Annotated in this window: 17 protein-coding genes; 13 read left to right on the top strand and 4 right to left on the bottom strand. The window is 49.2% G+C overall.

The window, feature by feature from the left end; genetic code table 11:
* Nucleotides 1–31: 31 nt before the first annotated feature.
* Nucleotides 32–1,795 carry a DNA/RNA non-specific endonuclease gene (locus tag AC1EK1_RS00275; RefSeq protein ID WP_480305047.1) on the bottom strand — a complete coding sequence of 588 codons (1,764 nt, stop codon included), beginning with the start codon at nt 1,793–1,795 and terminating at the stop codon, nt 32–34.
* A gap of 542 nt (nt 1,796–2,337) precedes the next feature.
* On the opposite strand from AC1EK1_RS00275, the gene bamJ (AC1EK1_RS00270) reads away from it, so the two are divergent.
* The 13 genes from bamJ (AC1EK1_RS00270) (at nt 2,338) to AC1EK1_RS00210 (ending at nt 14,940) form a co-directional block, all read left to right on the top strand.
* Entirely contained in the window at nt 2,338–2,922 is a 585-nt protein-coding gene (gene bamJ / locus AC1EK1_RS00270; RefSeq protein ID WP_480305045.1) for a BamJ family beta-barrel-assembly machinery protein, read from the top strand.
* Nucleotides 2,923–2,955: 33 nt separating this feature from the next.
* Entirely contained in the window at nt 2,956–3,681 is a 726-nt protein-coding gene (gene bamJ, locus AC1EK1_RS00265; RefSeq protein ID WP_480305043.1) for a BamJ family beta-barrel-assembly machinery protein, read from the top strand.
* 203 nt (nt 3,682–3,884) lie between these two features.
* Nucleotides 3,885–4,919, top strand: a complete 1,035-nt coding sequence (locus AC1EK1_RS00260; protein WP_480305042.1) for a DUF4837 family protein — start codon at nt 3,885–3,887, stop codon at nt 4,917–4,919.
* Entirely contained in the window at nt 4,916–6,001 is a 1,086-nt protein-coding gene (gene pdxA / locus AC1EK1_RS00255) for a 4-hydroxythreonine-4-phosphate dehydrogenase PdxA (RefSeq protein ID WP_480305041.1), read from the top strand. Before AC1EK1_RS00260 ends, pdxA begins: the two co-directional genes overlap by 4 nt.
* A gap of 45 nt (nt 6,002–6,046) precedes the next feature.
* Nucleotides 6,047–7,030, top strand: coding sequence for a diacylglycerol/lipid kinase family protein (locus tag AC1EK1_RS00250; RefSeq protein ID WP_480305040.1), 984 nt, complete (start codon nt 6,047–6,049; stop codon nt 7,028–7,030).
* 4 nt (nt 7,031–7,034) lie between these two features.
* Complete coding sequence (gene yihA / locus AC1EK1_RS00245) at nt 7,035–7,631, top strand: ribosome biogenesis GTP-binding protein YihA/YsxC (RefSeq protein ID WP_480305038.1); 597 nt, start codon at nt 7,035–7,037, stop codon at nt 7,629–7,631.
* A 33-nt stretch (nt 7,632–7,664) separates the two neighbouring features.
* Nucleotides 7,665–8,408 carry an LPS export ABC transporter ATP-binding protein gene (gene lptB, locus AC1EK1_RS00240; RefSeq protein WP_480305036.1) on the top strand — a complete coding sequence of 248 codons (744 nt, stop codon included), beginning with the start codon at nt 7,665–7,667 and terminating at the stop codon, nt 8,406–8,408.
* Nucleotides 8,405–9,028 carry a recombination mediator RecR gene (gene recR / locus AC1EK1_RS00235; protein ID WP_480305035.1) on the top strand — a complete coding sequence of 208 codons (624 nt, stop codon included), beginning with the start codon at nt 8,405–8,407 and terminating at the stop codon, nt 9,026–9,028. The genes lptB and recR overlap by 4 nt, the downstream gene beginning before the upstream one ends.
* 134 nt (nt 9,029–9,162) lie before the next feature.
* Entirely contained in the window at nt 9,163–11,874 is a 2,712-nt protein-coding gene (locus tag AC1EK1_RS00230) for a DNA gyrase/topoisomerase IV subunit A (RefSeq protein WP_480305033.1), read from the top strand.
* On the top strand, nt 11,858–12,760 hold the full coding sequence (locus tag AC1EK1_RS00225; protein ID WP_480305031.1) for a hypothetical protein: 903 nt from the start codon (nt 11,858–11,860) through the stop codon (nt 12,758–12,760). The genes AC1EK1_RS00230 and AC1EK1_RS00225 overlap by 17 nt, the downstream gene beginning before the upstream one ends.
* Nucleotides 12,760–13,833, top strand: coding sequence for a S41 family peptidase (locus AC1EK1_RS00220; RefSeq protein WP_480305029.1), 1,074 nt, complete (start codon nt 12,760–12,762; stop codon nt 13,831–13,833). Before AC1EK1_RS00225 ends, AC1EK1_RS00220 begins: the two co-directional genes overlap by 1 nt.
* The gene (locus AC1EK1_RS00215) at nt 13,823–14,158 is read left to right on the top strand and encodes a metal-sulfur cluster assembly factor (protein ID WP_480305028.1); all 336 of its coding nucleotides are present in this window, start codon (nt 13,823–13,825) and stop codon (nt 14,156–14,158) included. Before AC1EK1_RS00220 ends, AC1EK1_RS00215 begins: the two co-directional genes overlap by 11 nt.
* A gap of 14 nt (nt 14,159–14,172) precedes the next feature.
* On the top strand, nt 14,173–14,940 hold the full coding sequence (locus tag AC1EK1_RS00210) for a UDP-2,3-diacylglucosamine diphosphatase (protein ID WP_480305027.1): 768 nt from the start codon (nt 14,173–14,175) through the stop codon (nt 14,938–14,940).
* Between the two features lie 372 nt (nt 14,941–15,312).
* Here the strand turns inward: AC1EK1_RS00210 and AC1EK1_RS00205 are convergent, their stop codons facing one another.
* The 3 genes from AC1EK1_RS00205 to AC1EK1_RS00195 all read right to left on the bottom strand — a co-directional run bounded on the left by AC1EK1_RS00205 (nt 15,313) and on the right by AC1EK1_RS00195 (nt 20,153).
* Nucleotides 15,313–18,591: a TonB-dependent receptor gene (locus AC1EK1_RS00205; protein WP_480305025.1), complete on the bottom strand. Its 3,279-nt coding sequence runs from the start codon at nt 18,589–18,591 to the stop codon at nt 15,313–15,315.
* A 180-nt stretch (nt 18,592–18,771) separates the two neighbouring features.
* A complete protein-coding gene (locus AC1EK1_RS00200; protein ID WP_480305024.1) occupies nt 18,772–19,488 on the bottom strand; it encodes a CDP-alcohol phosphatidyltransferase family protein in 717 nt (238 codons plus the stop codon).
* The gene (locus AC1EK1_RS00195; RefSeq protein ID WP_480305023.1) at nt 19,485–20,153 is read right to left on the bottom strand and encodes a phosphatidylserine decarboxylase family protein; all 669 of its coding nucleotides are present in this window, start codon (nt 20,151–20,153) and stop codon (nt 19,485–19,487) included. Before AC1EK1_RS00195 ends, AC1EK1_RS00200 begins: the two co-directional genes overlap by 4 nt.
* Between the last annotated feature and the right edge of the window lie 75 nt (nt 20,154–20,228).

Here is a 20,228-nt window from a genome sequence, read left to right as displayed (position 1 = left end):
GAAAGTTTGATTTTGGTTAGTTATTGTCTGGTTATTTTTTCCAATAGTCGGGATCCACTTGGCTCTTGACCTCATCTGCAATGCTAGGATCCAAGTGGGTGAAGAAGGTGAAGCCTAGCTCCTTTTCAAGTGACTTCACGGGCACCATGAAGTCGACCCAGTTCTTTTTGCCTTTGGTGTTGGGGATCCTTACCCCCATGCTGTGCCATTTGCCATCTTTTTTGTCTTTGGACAGGATGACTTTGTAGGTATATGTCGGTACGGGGATTCTTTTTTCACCGTCTATATCCGTTACGGTTTTTACATCTTCCTTGGGAAGTATCGGCCCACAGACGATATATAGTGTGTCGACCCTAGGATCACTTTGGGCAAGATCCTGCGCTCGTTTCTCAAGGTTTTGCCACACACCGGAGTTTTGACTTTGGTCTTGTGGCACCATGTTTGTGAAATAAAAGGTGGTTTTGTTCAGCTCACTTGTGGCAATTCGATCCGCACTTGCCATCATGTGCCCCCTTGAGTACCCTGTTCGGTACGTTTTTGTGAGATTGACTTGCCATTTGTTGGCCAGTTTGGGATCCCAGTTCCAATCATTGGTACGCTCTCCTCGTTTTGGCAACATACATGACTTGTATAGTGGATAGGCCACAAAGAGAGGCTGATAACTGTCTTTGGAGAAGTAGATGGTGTAGTTTCTTCTTTTGCCCTCACCGCCGGGGGTTGTGTAGTTGTCACCAAAGAGCCTGTCCTCTGCCATGTGCATGATGAGCTCGGTATTACCGTGATTGCGAGTAGGTATGGGTATCTCGGCATAGGCCGCTCTCTTGGTCGGGTCTGCCGGTGGAGTGGGGGTGTCACCCTCGGAATCCGGGTAGAGAGGGATTGGGTCACCGTTGGGTATTTTGCTTTCGTCCACAGTTGCCTCTACGGTGAGGTCAGTCCCTTTTGTTGCGGTGATCTCGGCATGGAAAGTGTACTTTTTACCCTTCTCTATCCGTGCGGCTTTGGGGGTGAAGGTCACCTTTCTGCTCCCGATTGAGAAGGTGATGCGTGCATCGCCTAGGTCTGTGCCGGGGAGCAAAAATAGGGTCCTGATCGCCTGGGTGGTTGTGGAGGTCCGAGCTACATAGGCCTTGATGGAGGCTTTGTCCTGACCGAGTACGAATGTCCCGGTGGGTATGTCGTACACAGCAGAGGTGGTGAGTCCATCCAGTGCCACGCTTAGCTTGGAGAGATCGATTTTGGTATTTGTTGTCTTTATCGAAAAGACGGCTTGAGCCATTTCGTGGCCAAAGATCAGGTTGGCTGTCCGGCTGCCGGTATTTAGCGGTGACTCCGTTTTGCCTCTCAGTAGGTCCAATTTGGAGGGATTGCTTTGGTCCGATAGGTCTATATTCAGTGTATAGCTTCCTGCTTCGGGGCTAAAGGGGTAGTAGGCCACTACGTCGGCATCTCCGCTCTCGGAGAGTGTTATCCCCTGTCCTGAGGCCGTGAATCGCCCATCACCATCTGCTGTGGTGTACCGAGCATTGTCCACAGTCCCGTAGCGAGTGGTTGCACCGAGTATTTGCCCATGGCGCACCGCAAAAACCCCGATAGCATCCCCTTTGTCCCACACTGTCTCGTGAGCGCGAAGTCCGTCTATGCTTGCCAGTATCTCGATAGAAGTGCTGTCGTTTCCAGGCTGATTATTGTTCGTTTCTATTGATCCACATCCCAAAAAAGTGGCTATGCCAAAGAGTAAGCCCAAGTGAAAAACTCCTTGGGTGCAACGGTTTGTAGTTGAGGACTTGTTCATTCTTAGTCTTAGAATATAGGATTTTGATTCTTCGTACTGGACTCCAAAGTTAATGAAATGTGAGGGATAGAAAAAATGGTGAATGGAGACAGGTGTGATATCCGGGGTTTGCTCACGTTCTCGAATCAATTTGCTTTGCCTTTTCGGCCAGTGGTGCGTGCTGGTTTTATCTCTCAAAGACTTTTGGCTGAAAACAATCGTATTTTTTTTCGGCCATTCCTTTTTTCTAAAACACTAAATATGGGTGCAAAAAAAATCTTCTATCCGTCTAGGTGATCGCTTCTATCCGTCTAGGTGATCGCTTCTATCCGTGAAACAGATCGCTTCTATCCGTTAAAAAAAACAGCCTCTTGTAACCAGTTGGTTTTCTGTTGTTTGTAAGGACGTGGATTTGGACCACAAAATAGGTGCTCCTCAGTCGTTTTTTTGGGGAAATTATGATAAATGTGCGAGATGAGCATTTCGTGCAACACCCCTAAGATAGAAAGCTTGCTAAATTTTGCTACCTTTGCAAGGTTAATTTAAAATACCCAATAATAACGATGAATAAAGTAAGCTACGCACTCGGTCTGAGTATCGGCAACAACTTCCGCAACGCAGGTATTCATGAGTTGAATACCGAGGACTTTGTCCGCGCCCTCAATAGTGTGCTGAATGATGAAGAGCCGGAGATAAGCTACGATGATGCCAAGCAGGTCGTAAACGAGTACTTCGCACAACTACAGGAGGATCGCTATGAGAATAACCGTGCGGCCGGAGCGGAGTACCAGATGATCAATGGACAACGTGAGGGGGTGACGACTCTGGCGTCGGGTGTACAATATAGTGTACTCAAGCATGGCAATGGTCCCAAGCCCACCGCCAATGACACCGTGAAGTGCCACTATGAAGGTTCGCTCATCAATGGCACGGTATTTGATAGCTCTATCAAGCGAGGAGAGCCGGCCACGTTTCCGGTCAATGGGGTAATTAAAGGCTGGCAGGAAGTGCTCCAACTGATGAGCGTGGGTGATAAGTGGCGCGTGGTCATTCCCTACCAATATGCCTATGGCGAACATGGCGCAGGTCAGGCTATTGAGCCCTATAGCACTCTAGTCTTTGATATTGAGCTCCTCGGGATAGAATAAAAACAACTAATAACAACTAATAAAAACAGAACTATGAAGAAAATAGGACTAACACTATTGGCTGCTACAGCCACTTCTCTGGGTGTGATGATCTTGAGCTCATGTGGAGGCAAGACGGGTACATCCAAACTCAAAACAAGTGCCGACAGTGCCGCCTATGCAGTAGGTATGGTCAATGGATTTGGCATGGGTGAGGGGATTGCAAACCTCCCCGGTGACAAGCTGGATCTGGATATGATTGTCGCAGCACTTCGTGATGGTGTCAAAGGTGATACATCCGTGATGCATCCCAGAGACGCTCAAGCATTTTTGCAGTCTTATTTCATGAAGGCTCAGCAAAAGCAGGATGAAGAAAACCGCACCAAGGGTGAGAAGTTTTTGGAGGAAAACAAGACCAAAGAAGGCGTCCAGACCACAGCCAGTGGCCTTCAGTACAAAGTGACTGAGGAGGGAACCGGTGTGATCCCAAGCGCAACCGATACCGTGGTGGTAAACTACAAGGGTACACTCCTGAGCGGTGAGGTGTTTGACTCCTCGTATGATCGTGGCGAACCGGCTGAGTTCCCCCTCAATGGTGTAATCCCCGGATGGACTGAGGGACTGCAACTGATGAAGGAGGGAAGCAAGTTCACTCTATGGATCCCGGCTGAGCTGGCCTATGGCCCTCGTCCTCTGAATCGTGATGGCGGCTATCAGACCCTCATATTTGAGTGCGAGCTGATGAAGGTAAAGCCTGCGGTTGCAAAAAATGAGAAATAAGCCAAGCTAATTGGGTGACTCAATCCAAGCTAGGGGGTGTGTCAAAACTGCGGTTTTGGCACACCCTTTCTTTCTAGCCTTCGGTCAGTCCGGTTTTGAGACAGGAGAGATAGGAGAGTTGCACTCTCCTTGTTTCTCTCTTTTGTTTTGGGAAGTTTCGGTACATTTGTATGAAGTATATATATTGTGCAAAAATAGATTGTATGATGAGGAAAAATGTAGGCATACTCTGTCTTTTGCTCGGGTTGTCGTTGTTTTGGGGATGTGGAGAAAAACAAAAAAAGAATCCTCTCGGAGCTACGGGGGCACCATCTTCTCTGATGGTGGTGTTGCCTGACGGCATGGATAGCGGTGCAATCAGAGACAGTATCGCCGGTGCCTTTGCGCGCCCCGTCTTTGTTTTGCCACAGAAGGAGCCGATGCAGGACTTGATGTATACTACTGCCGGCAACTTTTCAGCAATGTTCCGATCGTTGCGCAACATCCTCTTTGTCAGTATTGACCCCAAAAGGTACACCCAGCCATCGGTGAGTATCGTCCGTGATCAGTACGCTGATGGACAATTATTGATCCATGCCAAGTCGGAGAGCCTAGACTCTTTTTATCGGCTCCTACGCGTGCGCGGTGCACAGCTGAGCAAGTATATCTATGAAGAGGAGATCAAGCGGTGGGAGTCTGTCTTGAAGCAAACTTACTCGAGCCCTTTTGCCGGGCTGGTGGAGCAGAAGATTCAAGGGTATACGGTGAATGTACCGGTGGAGATGAAGTACAGCCATGAGGGAGAGGACTTTGTGTGGGCCTCCAATATGGATGGCAAGCGTCGTCTAGACTTCCTCGTCTACACTTTTCCATACTCGGACGAAAACACATTTACTCTTGACTACCTTATCCATAAGCGGGACTCTGTTTTGGCGCAAAATGTTACGGGACAGTACGATGGATCCTATATCACCACGGAGAAGCGTGTGCCACCTGCCTTTCGTGGATTTGAGTATAAGGGGGGCTATCGAGCAGAGATCAGAGGCTTGTGGGCAATGGTCAATGATATGATGGGTGGTCCTTTTGTCCTGCATGCGATGCTTGATGCCTCTCAAAAGCGAGTGGTAGTCGCCGAGGCACTGGTCTATGCACCGGCTACGAAAAAGCGAAACCTGATGTTGCTCAATGAGGCGGCACTTTTCACTTTGCGTCCGGTCGGATCAGATTTTGACACCCATACTTTTCCCGAAGAAGAATGATGAGGAACAACGTATTCAAGATAGGTATCACCCACGGTGACTACAATGGCGTGGGCTATGAAGTGTTACTCAGGACACTGTCCGATGAACGGATGCTGGAGCATTTTATACCGGTGGTGTATGGTGTACAGGAGATACTGGAGTACTATGAGAACCTATTGTCGATTGACCTTCCCGTAAAAATGAGGGTTGTCGGCAATGCCGGTGAGGCGACTTCCGGTACTCTCAATCTTGTCTCGCTTTCAACAAATGGTGCTGTCCCGGAGGTGACCCCGGGTGTGCCCACACAAGCCGCCGGTGCTCTGGCCGTCCTTGCCCTACAGAGGGCAAGGGAGGATGTGATGGCCGGTCGTATAGATGCAGTAGTCACGGCTCCTATCAACAAGGACATGGCTAGGAGTCGAGACTTTGAATATCCCGGGCACACGGAGTATTTTGCGGCACCATTTCCGGAAGCTCGTCCTCTAATGCTGTTTCGGATGGCGGGACTGCCGGTGGTCGGACTTGTGACTACGCACCTCCCCCTGCGAATGGTGCCTGAGACAATTACGGAGGAGCTCCTAGAGGACTATCTCTTGAGACTGGAGACAGCATTGAGTGTGGACTTCTGTATTCAGAAACCACGGATAGCCGTAGTGGGGCTCAATCCCCATGCCGGCGAAAATGGACTTTTGGGAAGAGAAGAGGAGCGAGTGATCGCGCCGGTCATCCAGCGGTTGTTTGAAAATGGGATGCTTGTCTTTGGACCATATGCCAGTGATGGACTGTGGGGTAGTGGAGCATACCGTCGCTTTGATGCCATTGTGTCGATGTATCACGATCAGGGGCTGATCCCATTCAAACTCCTCGGAATGAGTGGTGGAGTCAATGTTACCTCCGGACTGCCAATACTCAGGACCTCCCCCGACCATGGTACTGCGTATGATATAGCCGGAAAGGGTATTGCTGATCCAGCTTCGTTCAGGGCATCAATTTTTGAGGCTATAGATATCTTGAGAAATAGAGCTCTGCACGCGGAACTTACCTCCAATCCGCTTGTCGATAGATATACAAGTGGAAGAGAAGAACGTGGTCGAAACTAAACAGAAAGGTGGTGTCACTTTTTAGCTAAACAATGGAGCAGTAGGATGAAGTATTTGCTGATAGTCAACCCCAACTCCGGCCCTAGGCGATTTTCGTATAGGAGTGTGGAGAAAATCGTAGATGCCATCCAGCAGGCAGGGCACTCTGTCGAACCACGTCTCACGGAATATGCCGGGCATGGATTTGAGTTGGCCCAAGCCGCACTTGATCAAGACTATGATGTGGTGGTGGCATGTGGTGGTGATGGTACAGTGAATGAGGTCGGTGAAGCTCTCAGAGGGACTTCGAAGCCACTTGGTATCCTTCCGCGGGGATCCGGAAATGGTTTGGCACGTGAATTGTGCATCCCAATGTCTATGGATAAGGCATTGGAGGTTTTGTTGCGCAACGACCAAGTGCGCATCGATACATGTGTGGCGAATGGAGAGCCGTTCTTTACGACTTGTGGAATAGGATTTGATGGAAAGGTGTCCGATGACTTTGCAAGCTCGGAAAGGCGTGGCATAGCCAATTATGTGGCCGACTCGGTCAACTCCTACTTTGGCTATCAGCCAGCAGACGTACTGATCAATATCGATGGGGTGGAAAAGAGTGCACGAGCGTTCCTCGTAACTGTGGCTAATGCCAGCCAATATGGCAACAATGCATTCATAGCACCAAATGCAAGTATGAGAGATGGAGTGCTGGATGTGACGATCATCAAAAATTTCCCGAAAGTAGAGGGAGGACGGATAGCCTATCAACTTTTCTCCGGAGATCTGTCGGACAATGAATACACCAAGATGTATCGCGGGAAGAGAATCAAAATATCAACCTATGAGCCCGCATTGTACCACATTGATGGAGAGCCAAGAGGAGCAGTGACCAACTTGGAAATAGAGGTGGTGCCCAATAGCCTGACTGTGTGTGCCGGAAAGGATAGTGACAGAGCCAGAAATATATTTGATTTTTTCAACGACATTACCGGGTCAGTTGAGAGGTTGGGACATGATGTAAGGAGTTTTTTCAGTCTGAACACTAAAGAGTAAAGTAATGGATATTCGTACAGCTGTATTTTACAAAAGTAGCTCTGTGCTAGAGCAATGCCCATCAGATGGTCGGGCAGAGTTTGCGTTTATTGGTCGATCTAATGTAGGGAAGTCTTCTCTGATCAATATGTTGCTACAAAAGGGGACTCTTGCCAAAACATCTCAGACGCCCGGTAAAACACAGCTTATCAATCACTTTTTGGTGAATGACCAATTTTATATTGTCGACTTGCCCGGATATGGTTTTGCGAAAGTTCCGAAGCCAGTCCAGCGTGACCTGACTCGAATGATTGCGGACTATACCGAAAAGCGTAATGAAATGGCGTGCCTTTTTATTCTTCTGGATATTAGGCATGACCCCCTTCGGATAGACTTGGACTTTATCAACAAAATGGGGGTGGCAGGGGTTCCTTTTGCGCTTGTTTTTACCAAATCGGATAAACTTTCCGCCACAGCCGCAAAAATCAAAGTCCAAGATTATATGAATAAACTAAGTGAGACCTGGGAGGAGCTTCCACCGTATTTTATAACCTCGTCCGCCAAGAAAAGTGGGCGAGAGGAACTCCTAGACTACTTGGAGCAAATCCTTGAGTCAATGTGATCCGTATCTCACTTTTGTATGCGATAGTACTCCATGAAGCTAAGAACTGAAGACCTCGTAAAGAAATACAAAAATAGGACTGTCGTCAATCATGTCTCCATTGATGTCTCCCAAGGAGAGATCGTGGGACTATTGGGACCGAATGGTGCGGGCAAAACGACTACATTCTACATGACAGTCGGATTGGTTACACCAAATAATGGTCGGATTTTTCTCGATGATCGAGAGATTACCAATGAGCCAATCTACAAGCGTGCTCGCCTAGGAATAGGCTACTTGGCACAAGAGGAGTCAATATTTCGCAAGATGTCAGTGGAGGACAATATCCTGTCTGTATTGGAAATGACCGGAATGACTCGTGAGGCCCAGATCAATAAGCTGGAGCAGTTGATCGATGAATTTGGCTTGGAAAAAGTGCGTAGAAACCTAGGTGAGAGACTGAGTGGTGGCGAACGTAGGCGCGCAGAGATAGCCCGATGCCTTGCGATTGATCCAAAGTTTATCATGCTGGATGAGCCCTTTGCCGGTGTGGACCCCATAGCAGTACAGGATATACAGTCTATAGTGGCAAAGCTCAAGCGACAAAACATAGGCATACTGATTACCGACCACAATGTCAATGAAACTCTCTCCATCACCGATCGAGCGTATCTCCTTTTTGAAGGGAAAGTGCTCTTTCAGGGCAGGGCTGAGGAGTTGGCAGATAATGAGATCGTACGAGAAAAATACTTGGGAAGAGATTTTGTCCTACGTCGCAAGCACTTCGATGATCTATGAGTCTTGGTAGCTATTCTCGACTGTTGCAGAAGGCCGTGGATGCTTTCTCGGGACTACCGGGAGTTGGTCGCAAGAGCGCTATGCGCCTGGCGCTCTTTTTGCTCCGACAAGACAAGGATTTCACACACCAGTTTACAGCTGATCTAAACGCCTTTGTTGATGAGATCCACTTTTGTGAAAAGTGCCACACTATCTCCGATGATCATATTTGCAGTATCTGTAAGGATCCTCAAAGGGATGATAGCATCCTCTGTGTCGTGGAGAGCATCCGTGAGGTGTTGGCCATAGAACGTACCGGGCTCTATAGAGGTAGATATCACGTGCTGGGAGGGCTTGTTTCGCCCATGGATGGAGTTCGAGCGAGTGACCTTTTCTTGGATGATCTTCCCAAAAGAGTGCAGGAGGAGGGGGTGACCGAAGTGTTGTTGGCCCTGAGTACGACTATGGAGGGGGATACGACCAATTTTTATGTCTATAAGTTGCTCGAGCCTCTCAATGTCCGAGTCACCGTTATTGCGCGAGGTGTGTCCATAGGTGATGAGCTGGAGTATGCCGATGAGGTTACTTTGGGCCGAAGTATCGAAAACCGTGTGGACTTCTCTTCTACCCTGAGAAAATGAATAAAGAAGCCCACTGTTACAGGAGACCAGTGGCTGATTTGGCTTTTGATGAGTGCTCGTTTTTGAGTAGGTTTGTAGGCTACCGTTGCGCTTTTGCTGGGTAGCGGAGCTGTTTTTACCAACAAGAACATCCAATGAAGGACGAGGATAAGGATCAATACATTGACGAAGAAAATCAAGTGAAACCATCAGAGGAGATCCCTCATGCCTCCAATCGAGATGCAAAGGGGGGGTACATCTTGAGTGGTATGTACCGCTCGTGGTTTTTGTCGTATGCTTCTTATGTCATATTGGAGCGTGCTGTTCCCCACATTTCTGATGGGCTCAAACCCGTCCAGAGAAGGATCCTCTATACCATGTCCGGTATGGGTGACCGCCTTACGAAGGTGGCAAATATCGTTGGTCAGGTGATGCAGCTGCATCCTCACGGTGATGCCAGCATTGGTGATGCGCTGGTTCAGCTGGGACAAAGAGAGCTACTGATCGATACGCAAGGAAACTGGGGAAATATTCTTACCGGAGATGGCGCGGCAGCTCCTCGATACATAGAGGCTCGACTGATGTCGCTGGCCAAGCAAGTCCTTTTTAGCCCCAAGATTACGGAGTATATGCCATCGTATGATGGCGTAAATATAGAACCCGTGGCATTGCCGGTGAAGTTCCCGTTGCTCTTGGCTCAGGGCGCGGAGGGTATCGCTGTAGGTCTGTCGTGTAAGATCCTGCCACACAATGTATCCGAGCTTTTGGAGGCCTGTGTGAAGTATCTGCGTGGTGAGGACTTTACACTTTATCCCGACTTTCCCACAGGTGGCCTGATCGACATAGGACGCTACAACGATGGTGAGCGTGGAGGGCAGGTAAAAGTGCGTGCCAAAATCGAAAAACGAGACTCCAGGGTCATTGCTATCACGGAAGTGCCGTTTTCTAGGACAACTACCTCACTCATCGAGTCCATCTTGAAGGCCAATGACAGTGGCCGGATCAAGTTGAAAAAGATTGAGGATAAAACCGCTGCAACAGCCAATATCGAAATTCACCTCCCCCCAGGAACGTCCTCGGACAAGATGATAGATGCTCTATACGCTGTCACCGACTGCGAAGTGAGTATCTCTCCTAACTGCTGTGTGATTAAAGATCAGACCCCACAGTTTTTGTCCGTGAGTGATGTGTTGCGTGATGGATGTGATCGGACGATGGGGTACATTCATGATGAGTTGCAGATTCAGCTCAATGAGTTACAGGAGAAGCATCTTGCAAACTCTTTGGAGCAACTTTTCATAGTTCGTCGGATATATAAGGATAGGGAGTTTGAGGACGCAACTGATATTCAGACTGCCCTCCGACACATACGCACACGTCTTGATGATGTCCTATGTACGATGATTAGGCCCGTTACCGACGATGATCTGAGGGTTCTGCTAGATATCCGGATGGCTCGCATACTCAAGTTCAACGAAGAGAAAAGCTCCCTCCTTATTGTCCAACTTGAGTCCGAGATGGAGGAGGTTCGTCTAAAGCTGGCAGATGTGCGTTCGGTCGCCATACAGTGGTATCAAGACCTATTGGATCAGTATGGCCCGCTTTTTCCAAGAAAAACAAGCGTTCAGAGCTTTGAGGTTATCGAGGTGGCTAAGGTTGTCATGAAAAATGAAAAACTGTATGTCAACCGCGAAGAGGGCTTCATCGGGACCTCCTTGAAAAAGGATGAGTACGTATGCGATATTTCAAATATTGATGACGTCATAGTCTTTTTGGAGGATGGGACCTACCAGATCCTAAAGGTTGCAGAAAAGACCTTTGTCGGGAAAAATATCATCCATGTGGCAAGGTGGATCCGCAATGATGCACGCACGATCTACAATGTGGTCTATCGGGATGGCAAAAGTGGCACCTCATACATCAAGCGGTTCAATGTAAAAACTGCGACACGAGACAGAGCGTACGATGTGACGCAGGGTACTCCGGGATCCAAGGTCCTTTATTTCTCTGCCAATGGCAACGGTGAGGCCGAAATGGTAAAGGTGGTACTCCGTCCCGGAAAGGTGAGAGGACACCGGCAACGAAAGCTCGTTTTTGAAAAAGACTTTGCCGAAGTCCTGATCAAGGGACGAGGATCCAAGGGAAATATATTGACCAAGGGGAGTGTATTCAAAATCACGCTCAAGGAGCAAGGCGGAAGTACTCTGGGGGGACGTAAGGTTTGGTTTGATTGGGATGTGTATCGGATCAACTACGATGATCGTGGAGAGTACTTGGGAGAATTCAAGGGGGAGGATAGAGTGCTTGTCATCCTGGAGGATGGCACAGTATATACCACCAACTACAGCGACACCACTCACTTTGAGCGGACTGTCTACCAGATCGAAAAATATGACCCTCAAAAGATCTGGACGGCAGTCTACTTTGACAAAGAGGCCGGTTATACCTATATCAAGCGCTTCCCGATAGAGGAAAATGTCAACCGCGAGAACCTTATGCAGGAAGATGCCAACGAACTCATTTACTTGACCGATGAGCGTTTTCCCCAGTTTGAAGTCCGCTTTGGCGGTTCTGATGAGCAACGAGAGCCTATTACCATTGATGCCGACGACTTTATAGGCACGAAAAGTATTCGTGCAAAAGGCAAGCGCATCAGCAACTACAATGTTGCGGAGGTGGAGGAACTTGAGCCTATCGCCAAATCTCACAAGGAGCCGGATGATCAAGACTCGGATCCCGCAGGAGAGCCTTCGCAGGATTCGCTGGACGATTCGGAGGATGATTTGGCTTTGATTGAGGAGGTGACGGGACAAAAAAGATTAGCTTTTGACGATCTCGAAGAAAAAGAAGATGAAGATATTCCGTAAGGCCCTATGCCTGGGGCTTATTTTTAGTGTTGGTCCGTGCATCGTATCTGCACAGACCTTTGGTCAAAAGCTGACGGAATGGATCGGAGGGATCCCATACCAAGCGACCAATCCACTTCCGATGACCCACACTACACTCCTGATGGGTGGAGGACAGGTAGGAGTTTTGGACACCTACCTTAGCGAAATCCCCCATACCGGTCATGCCTTTCAGCTCCTCTTCATGACAGACTATCCGGCCATACGTGGAGGAGCGTGGCACATCTATACGGACGCCAACCTACACTTAGGTCTTCCCAAAAACAAGGGAAATGGCTCCTTCATGTACTTATTGGGTGCGCGCTATTCAATTGCCGGGGTCTATCGGGCTTGTAGTTGGCGCGGTATGACAGTAGACTTAGCACCTATGCTGACCCTGCAGGCGCAAGGAAACCTCAAGTCGGCCAACACCAATAATATAGGGAATATCAAAGCCGGCATCGGACTGGATGGTTGGACAAGGATCAGGTATGTCCTACCTATTGACGCCATGCCCATAGCTATCGGGTACACTCTTCAAGTTCCACTGGTAGGGCTGGCATTTCAGCCGGACTATGGCCAGAGTTACTACGACTATGCGTCCGGTGGAAACAATGCCCCTATTCGTCTCCATCTTTCCTCTTTTCCCAACTACCGCTGCCTCCGACAACGCTTGCTATTGGAGCTTCCGATCCGAAACCTCACCGTCAGTGTGGGTGCTGAGCATGGCTACCAGAATCAGATGATTAGTCACCTAAACTTTCGGCAAGGGTACTGGTCCGTCCTTTTGGGCATCTCCTTTGACTCCTTTGCCTTGTCCGGAAACAGGAGTGCACGCTCCACAAACGTAATAAGATCCATAGAGTGATGAAAAAATATACTTCCGTATTACTCCTGCTTGCTTTGTCCCTATCCTGCATATGGGGCTGTATCCCCAACCAGCCACGTGTGACGGACTACGAAAAAAACTTTGAGGCACTGTGGCGGATCATCAATGAGCGTTACTGCTTCTTGGATGAAAAGGAGGTGGACTGGGATCAGGTGCATACCGAATACAGCAAGCGTATCAAGAGCGAGAAGCTAGACGACCTTACTTTCTTTAATATCATGGCAGAGATGCTCGAAAAGCTCAAGGATGGGCATGTCAATCTCATCACCCCCTTCAACACTTCGAGGTATAGTCCATGGGAAAAGCAGGATCCTACAGAGGGATTGAATATCTATGCACGTCGAAAAACTCTGGGAACAAAGCTGTTTATATCCGGTGGTATGGCGTACCATGTCTTTCTGAGCAAATCCGAGCAGTTGAAGTTCGGGTACATTATGTACGGTAGCTTCACCAGCTCCTTAGGCAACATGCCACTTATCCTGAGTCTCTTCAAGAATAATTCGGTAGACGGCATCATACTAGATCTTCGAGCAAATGGCGGTGGGTCGCTCCAAAATACGACGAAGCTACTTAGCTACTTTTTTAGTGAAAAGACACTCGTTGGTTACACCAGCCACAAGGTAGGCCCCGGTCGTAATCAGTTCTCGGAGCTGCGTGCGTTGTATGTGGAACCCGACAAGACGATCACTTGGGTGGACAAGCCTGTGATTGTCTTGCAGGACAAAGGGTGCTACAGTGCCACCAACGACTTTTTGTACAAGATCGCTTGCGCACCAAACGTGACCAGAGTCGGCATCAGGAGTGGCGGAGGAGCCGGACTGCCGGCCACTCAAGAGCTGCCGAATGGCTGGAGGATACGATACTCGGCAGTCAAAAACTACAATCGGGATCGCAAGTATGTCGAGGCGGGAGTGGAGCCGGATGTCTACGTCCAAAACCAAGGATACGGTATTGATCCGGGCGCATCGGACCTGATCCTACAGAAAGGAATCAAGGAGCTAAAAGAGCGGGTGAAAGAACAGAATAAAACGACAAATAACAATGGAAAATAACCCAAAAGAGAATGAATTCCTCCAGATAGAGGAGGACATTGTCTCCATCCTACACACTGTATACGATCCTGAAATCCCTGTGAACATCTATGACCTTGGGTTGGTCTACGATGTGGAGGTCAATCACGAGACCGGGCATGTGGATATCACGATGACTCTCACCGCTCCCAACTGCCCGATGGCAGACTTCATCTTGGAGGATGTGCAAATGAAGGTTGAGAGCATCAAAGGGGTAAAGAGCGTTGAAGTCCACCTCACCTTTGACCCGGTTTGGTCCAAGGATATGATGTCCGAGGAGGCGTTGCTCGAGTTGGGCTTTCTCTAGTATTTCTTGCCGGCATGAGAGACAAGGTCTACTTTGCTTCCGATATGCACCTGGGTGCCAAGTATCACACCGACCCCATGGCTGTGGAGCGCAAGCTCGTCCGGTGGCTTAGGGCCATTAGAGAGGATGCCTATGCCTTGGTGCTCGTGGGAGATGTCTTCGACTACTGGTTTGAGTACAAGCATGTAGTACCGAGAGGGTATGTCCGCTTTTTGGGTGCATTGGCCGATCTTGCCGACAGTGGGGTGGAGATTCACTACTTTACCGGTAACCACGACGTCTGGATCTTTGACTATCTCCCGAGTGAGATCGGGCTGACGTTGCACAAGTCTCCGGCGGAGCTGGAGTTTTTTGGCAAGCGTTTTTTCGTTGCCCACGGGGATGAATATGAAATTGAAAACAAGCGTTTCCAATTTCTCAGGCAGATTTTTCACTCCCCTATTTGCCAAAAACTCTATTCACTTATCCATCCGGACCTTTCCTCTGCTTTGGCGCAAGGGTGGTCCTTTAGCAGTCGCAAGCGCGGAACTCGTGAGTACGATGTCTCTCCGTACCAAGGGGAGCACGATGAGTACTTGGTGCGTTTTGCCAAGGAGTATACGGCGAAAGAGGGAGCAAATGCTCCCGACTTTTTTATTTTTGGTCACCGTCACATTATGTTGCACCTCATGATCACCCACACGACACAGGTTGTCATCCTAGGTGACTGGATACACTTCGATAGCTATGCGGTCTGGGATGGAGAGCGTCTTGCGTTGGACACCTTTGCCCCCCAACAATAGGAGTGCCCCCAAAATTAACCCCATCGCTTTCAAGCTGAGAGGCAAGCACTTGGTGGCCCGATAGAAGCAATCACTTCTATCGGGCTACCTTTTTCGTATTCTGTCTTTCGCTGACTCGGTCTTTTTACTTTTTCTTCCTAAAGTGTACCAGTCTCTTCCGATGAGACTATAGTCTCATCCCATTGAAACTTTAGTTTCTACCCGTTGAAACTGTAGTTTCTCCCCATTGAAACTACAGTCTCACCCGTTGGGACCAAGAGTTTAGTCCAGGGGAGCTAATTTTTCATCCACTTGCTACTCTTCTCATATAGCAAAGGGGGTGCGCCAAAGCTTTGGCACACCCCCTTTGGGGAAAATTAGGTGTACGTTGATCTAGAAGATGAGTCGTGCTCCGAAAAGCATGCCCCAGGTAGAGGTTATCCCGAGAACGTTGTCCCACCTATTGGCACGTTCTCTGAACTGCTCCACACTCGTGACCCCATTGAGTATGACACCGGTGCCCTTTCCCGCCATAGCGATGGGTAAAGTGTTGCCCCAGCTACTCTCGAGTGCGGCTTTTTTTCGAGTGCCCCAGTTGGGGTTGAGCAAGTTGCCAAAGTTGATGACATCCAGACTTAGCTGTAGGGTGTAGTCGCGCCTGGTCCCGAAGTTGTGATAAAAGTCTTGCTGGATCTTTAGGTCAAATCTGTTGAGCCATGGCTCCAAGGCGCCGGCGCGTTCTGCGAAGTTCCCTTTGCGACTCCGAAGGTAGTCGTTGCCGTTAACAAAGTCCATGAATGCCTGGTACTGATCGGCAGCGGTGGCGAGGAGCTTACCTTTTTTGTCTTTTAGGTCAACAAAGGTGAGCTTTGGGTCATTGACTCCTGTGGGGATGTAGAGCAAGTCACCGCTGGAGCCATCATGGTTGATATCCTTGGGGTATATGTAGCTGAAACGCCCTTGGTGTGATCCGCTGTAGTAGACCCCGATCGTCGTGGCCATGTGTCGTAGGTAATCTACCCTGTAGTTGAGTGACCCCACGACGCGGTGTGGCAGTGCGAACTGCGAATAGCTCATTTCCGGATCGTTTATGTCGGTGTAGGTGTGGTTGTAGGCCCACGCTGATGCTCCATTGTTACCGGGGTTGTCGGACTGACACTTTGCCACCGAGTAGGTGTAGGCAAGCATTAGGTCCAGACCTTTGATCGCTTTGTTGCGTATCTGAGCCGTGAAGGAGCCTTGGTAGCCCTTATTGGTATTCATGAGGACAGTCGCATTCTTCACCCCTTTTACGATCCGATTGCTGCTGTATTTTGGGCGACCATCTGGCATTGTGCCGGAGGGTGCAGGCAGGTTCACATTGCGCTGGATGAGTGCTTGGATATCCTTGGAGTAGAGAGCCTCCAATGTCAGGGTGGTGTTGGCTGGGAGGGCTATATCCACTGCGAGGTTGCTTCGCCAGATCTGTGGCATGCGGAAGGTTTTTTCAACCTGTGCGATATTTCCCTCAAAGTTCTTGTCTGTCTGCAGATTCTCCGGGAAGAGGTTGGGGTACTTGGCGATCTGATCTCTGAACTTTGGTTCAAACCTAAAGTCGTCGGGAAGTTCATTGCCTGGGATTCCCATCTCAGGGCTTTGTACGACACCGGAGTTGGAGGGCTGGTTGGTAAACCATACAAAGGGTAGCAGGCCAGAGAATAGTCCTGTACCACCACGTAGCTGTACGGAGCGGTCTCCCAGTAGGTCCCAGTTGAACCCGATGCGAGGGTTGATCATGATCTGGGGCTTTGGCCAACTGCTGACGTCTAGCTTGTAGTCGTAGCGAAGTTTTCGGATACGATCTACCTGTGGGTTGTTGGTGAGCTTGCTGTGGTATATAGGCATCTCAATTCTGATCCCCGGAGTGAGCTTGAGGCGTGATGAGATACTCCACTCGTCCTGTAGATAGAGCCCCACAAGGCCAAAGCTCATCCGGACTCCCTTGGGATCTTGACCGTTGTATCCGTAGGTGATGCCAAAGGCGTCCGGCTTTTTGTCGGTCATGAAGTCCTCCATACTGCGGTAGCGATAGTACGAGGTGCCGCAGCGGATGTACTGGTTGTGTACATAGATGTTGTCGTATCGAATACCGGCCAGCAGGGTGTGGTTGCCGAGTGTGTAGGTTAGGTCATCGGAGATCGAGAGGGTGTTGTTGACCACTTGGTTTTTGTAGCTAAAGAGCTCGTAGCCAAAAGTCATGTAGTACTTTCCATCTTTTAGGATATCCACGTGTGGAAAGATCGTCGATGGGCTTGTCCGTTGTGGGTCAATGGTGCCGGTGTAGGTGATCATCAGCTTGTTGGTGATGTTGTTGCCAAAGCGACTATTGAGCTCTCCAGCAAAGCCGTGGACCTCATTTTTGTTGCCGTACCAAGAGTTGGAGAAGGCCATACCTGTCTCTGAGATGCGACCAGGGTTTATGGGTTTGCCGATGCCATAGGGTATGGAGGTTTGGTTGGTGGTACTCCAACTAAAGTTTCTCAGATAGTTGTATCGGAGAGAAAGCTTGTGGTTGTCATTGATATTCCAGTCAATTTTGGCAAGAATTTTGTAGTTCTTTTGGTCCAAGCTAGGGAAGTGCTCGTACTCGCCGGGGTTGTATCTGTACTTTTTGAGCAAGAAGTCTTTCATGGCGGCCATGTCGGATAGCTTTGCTCGAGATAGGTTTTCGGCCTTTTTGGCAATTCCGTCTGCACTAGGCATGTATCCTAGGTAGGGATTTGCCTGGTTTTCAAACTCTCCGTTGACGAAGAAGAAAAGCTTGTTTTTGAGGATTGGACCACCGATGGAGAAGCCGTAGACTTGCTCGTCCTTTTGACTGTGCTTGCTGAGTGTCGCTTTGCCTACTTTGGTGCCGGTCATTCCTTTGCCCCTTTGGTAGGTGTAGGCTGATCCGGCAAAGGTATTGGTACCACTCTTTGTTACCGCATTGATGCTGGCACCGGTAAAGCTCGACAACCTGACGTCAAAGGGGGCAATACTTACGCTCACGGCCTCGATGGCGTCTAGCGAAATCGGCTGTGCAGAACCTCCGGGCATGAGCTTGTCGCTTAGACCAAAGTTATTTCTGAACTGCCCACCATCAATGGTAATGTTGTTTAGCCGTCCGTCTCGTCCACCAAAGGCAGAGCCATTGGCCTGTGGAGTCAGCCTCGTGAAGTCTGTGATGCTCCTACTGATCGACGGAAGTGTGGATATTTCTCGCTTGCTGATGGCAGTCATAGCCCCTGTCCGTTGGCTGTTGAATACGGGGTTGTTGCTACTGGCTGTCACGACGACCTCTCCGAGCTGTGCCACATCCTCCTCCATCTTTATATTCAGGACGAATGTCTCTCCAAGTGCCAGCTGAACGTTGGTGGCCGTGTGATCTTTGTAGCCGACAAAGGTGACTTTGACGTTGTAGGGGCCACCTATGCGCATGTTGTTGATAAAAAAGTTGCCCTCCGCATCGGTCAGCGCATGGTACCGTGTGCCGGAGGGTTCGTGCGTGGCTATGACGGTAGCGGCCATCAGTGGCTCGTGACCATCGGTGACCTGCCCTCGCAGAGATGAGGTCGTCACCTGCCCTTTTGCTCCCTGCGCAATGGCGAATGCGAAGAGGGAAAACAAGAGAAACTTGATTGTTTGTTTCATCGGTTGTTGAAAAATATTAAGTGAAAAAATCGGAGTGTTTTTGTGCTTTGTGAATTTTTGCCTTGATGCTTTGACGAAACTGAGAAATACAAAAAGCAGTCACCCTTGACCTTCTGGGCCAGACTGGGGCTATATTGGGTCAAGGGTGATCTGTCGCATTGTGCTGTCTTGGTGCGAACCCTATTTGATGGCTAGCTTTGATAGACTTCGGGCTACGTTTAGGAGGATGTATAGTCCAAGGCCTATGGCAAATCCTCCCCATCCAAGCCAGATAATCCCTCCTAGCGTGGACAGTGAAACGACGATGAGCATGACTAGCTCTGCCGAACCTTTGTCAACTTTCTTTAGCCCAAACATCGGAATGTCACTGACAAGCAAGAAACTCAATGACAAAATCAATACAAGGTATCCACCTTGAACCTTGTACTCGATCATACGGGGTAGGGTGGTCAGGATGTCGTTGTACTCCCTAAGCAATACGGAAAGCCCGGCGATGAAGAGTGCGTTGGCCGGAGTCGGAAGTCCCAAGAAGGAGGTAGACTGGCGCTCGTCGTGATTGAACTTTGCCAGCCTGTATACCGACGCGGCAATGATCAGAACTGATAGCCAAGGAGCGAAAAATGAAACCTGCTCAAGAGAAATCGCCAAAAGGATACTCGGAACAACGCCAAATGAAACGGCATCGCTAAGAGAGTCGATATCCTTGCCAAGTGGCGAAAAGGCCTTGAGCTTGCGAGCCGAAAACCCATCAAAAAAGTCGCAAATAAGACTGCCTACCATGCACCACAAGGTGTACTCTATGGCTTTGCCCTGTACGATGAAGTAGAGGCCAAGGCCACCGAAGAAGGCATTGGACAGGCTCAGAAGGTTGGGAATGAAAGCGCGTACTTTGTTCATGATTGTGCAGAGAGGTCTGCAATGACCGTTTGGTTGGCAACAACTTTTTCATCAAGATGTACACGGATCGTACTGTCTATCGGCAGGTAGAGATCAACGCGCGAACCAAACTTAATGAAGCCTAGGATATCGTTGGGGTGAACACTTTCTCCCTCTTCTATATAGGTGACGATGCGTTTGGCTAGCGCACCCGCTACCTGACGGACCAAGACTTGTCGACCGCATTTGGTCTCAATCAGTATGGTGGAGCGTTCGTTTTCGACACTACTTTTTGGCAGGTAGGCTTTCATGAAGTTGCCCTCGTGGTGTCTCACAACTCTCACAACGCCCTCTACAGGCACCCAATTGGCATGGACATTGGTGGCAGACATGAAGGTAGACACCTGTATGCACTCGCACTTGAGAATCTCAGGCTCATATACAGGCTCAATCGCCACAATGTGTCCATCGGCACTTGCAACAACGAGGTGCCCTGTGTCACCATCAAACTTCCGGTGTGGAATCCTAAAGAAGTTGATTGTCAACCAGGTCAAGGTCAGTACTACCGGCAGTACTAGCCAAAAGGCCAGTTTGTTTTCAAAAGCTAGGTACAGGTAGGCTTCGGTAAACCCAAAGAGCATAATAGCGCCAATGATCATCCCTGTGCCTTCATGGTGTATCTTCACGAGTATATATAGTTTTGGTTTTTATCACATTTGTTGCCGAGAATCCTTGCTGACCTTTCGGGGCAATTTCTTTGG

The sequence above is a fragment of the Porphyromonas sp. C0026D3 genome (assembly GCF_056590775.1).
The sequence above is the reverse complement of the archived record's forward strand: the minus strand, read 5'-3'. Positions and strand labels throughout refer to the sequence as shown.

Excerpts from the sequence above, each read along its gene's own strand:
- bamJ (WP_480305043.1), top strand. The coding sequence starts at position 2,956 with ATGAAGAAAATAGGACTAACACTATTGGCTGCTACAGCCACTTCTCTG.
- AC1EK1_RS00225 (WP_480305031.1), top strand. The coding sequence starts at position 11,858 with ATGAAGATATTCCGTAAGGCCCTATGCCTGGGGCTTATTTTTAGTGTT.
- AC1EK1_RS00215 (WP_480305028.1), top strand. The coding sequence starts at position 13,823 with ATGGAAAATAACCCAAAAGAGAATGAATTCCTCCAGATAGAGGAGGAC.
- lptB (WP_480305036.1), top strand. The coding sequence starts at position 7,665 with ATGAAGCTAAGAACTGAAGACCTCGTAAAGAAATACAAAAATAGGACT.
- AC1EK1_RS00230 (WP_480305033.1), top strand. The coding sequence starts at position 9,163 with ATGAAGGACGAGGATAAGGATCAATACATTGACGAAGAAAATCAAGTG.
- yihA (WP_480305038.1), top strand. The coding sequence starts at position 7,035 with ATGGATATTCGTACAGCTGTATTTTACAAAAGTAGCTCTGTGCTAGAG.
- AC1EK1_RS00250 (WP_480305040.1), top strand. The coding sequence starts at position 6,047 with ATGAAGTATTTGCTGATAGTCAACCCCAACTCCGGCCCTAGGCGATTT.
- AC1EK1_RS00200 (WP_480305024.1), bottom strand. The coding sequence starts at position 19,488 with ATGAACAAAGTACGCGCTTTCATTCCCAACCTTCTGAGCCTGTCCAAT.
- AC1EK1_RS00210 (WP_480305027.1), top strand. The coding sequence starts at position 14,173 with ATGAGAGACAAGGTCTACTTTGCTTCCGATATGCACCTGGGTGCCAAG.
- AC1EK1_RS00220 (WP_480305029.1), top strand. The coding sequence starts at position 12,760 with ATGAAAAAATATACTTCCGTATTACTCCTGCTTGCTTTGTCCCTATCC.
- AC1EK1_RS00205 (WP_480305025.1), bottom strand. The coding sequence starts at position 18,591 with ATGAAACAAACAATCAAGTTTCTCTTGTTTTCCCTCTTCGCATTCGCC.
- AC1EK1_RS00275 (WP_480305047.1), bottom strand. The coding sequence starts at position 1,795 with ATGAACAAGTCCTCAACTACAAACCGTTGCACCCAAGGAGTTTTTCAC.
- pdxA (WP_480305041.1), top strand. The coding sequence starts at position 4,916 with ATGATGAGGAACAACGTATTCAAGATAGGTATCACCCACGGTGACTAC.
- AC1EK1_RS00260 (WP_480305042.1), top strand. The coding sequence starts at position 3,885 with ATGATGAGGAAAAATGTAGGCATACTCTGTCTTTTGCTCGGGTTGTCG.
- recR (WP_480305035.1), top strand. The coding sequence starts at position 8,405 with ATGAGTCTTGGTAGCTATTCTCGACTGTTGCAGAAGGCCGTGGATGCT.
- bamJ (WP_480305045.1), top strand. The coding sequence starts at position 2,338 with ATGAATAAAGTAAGCTACGCACTCGGTCTGAGTATCGGCAACAACTTC.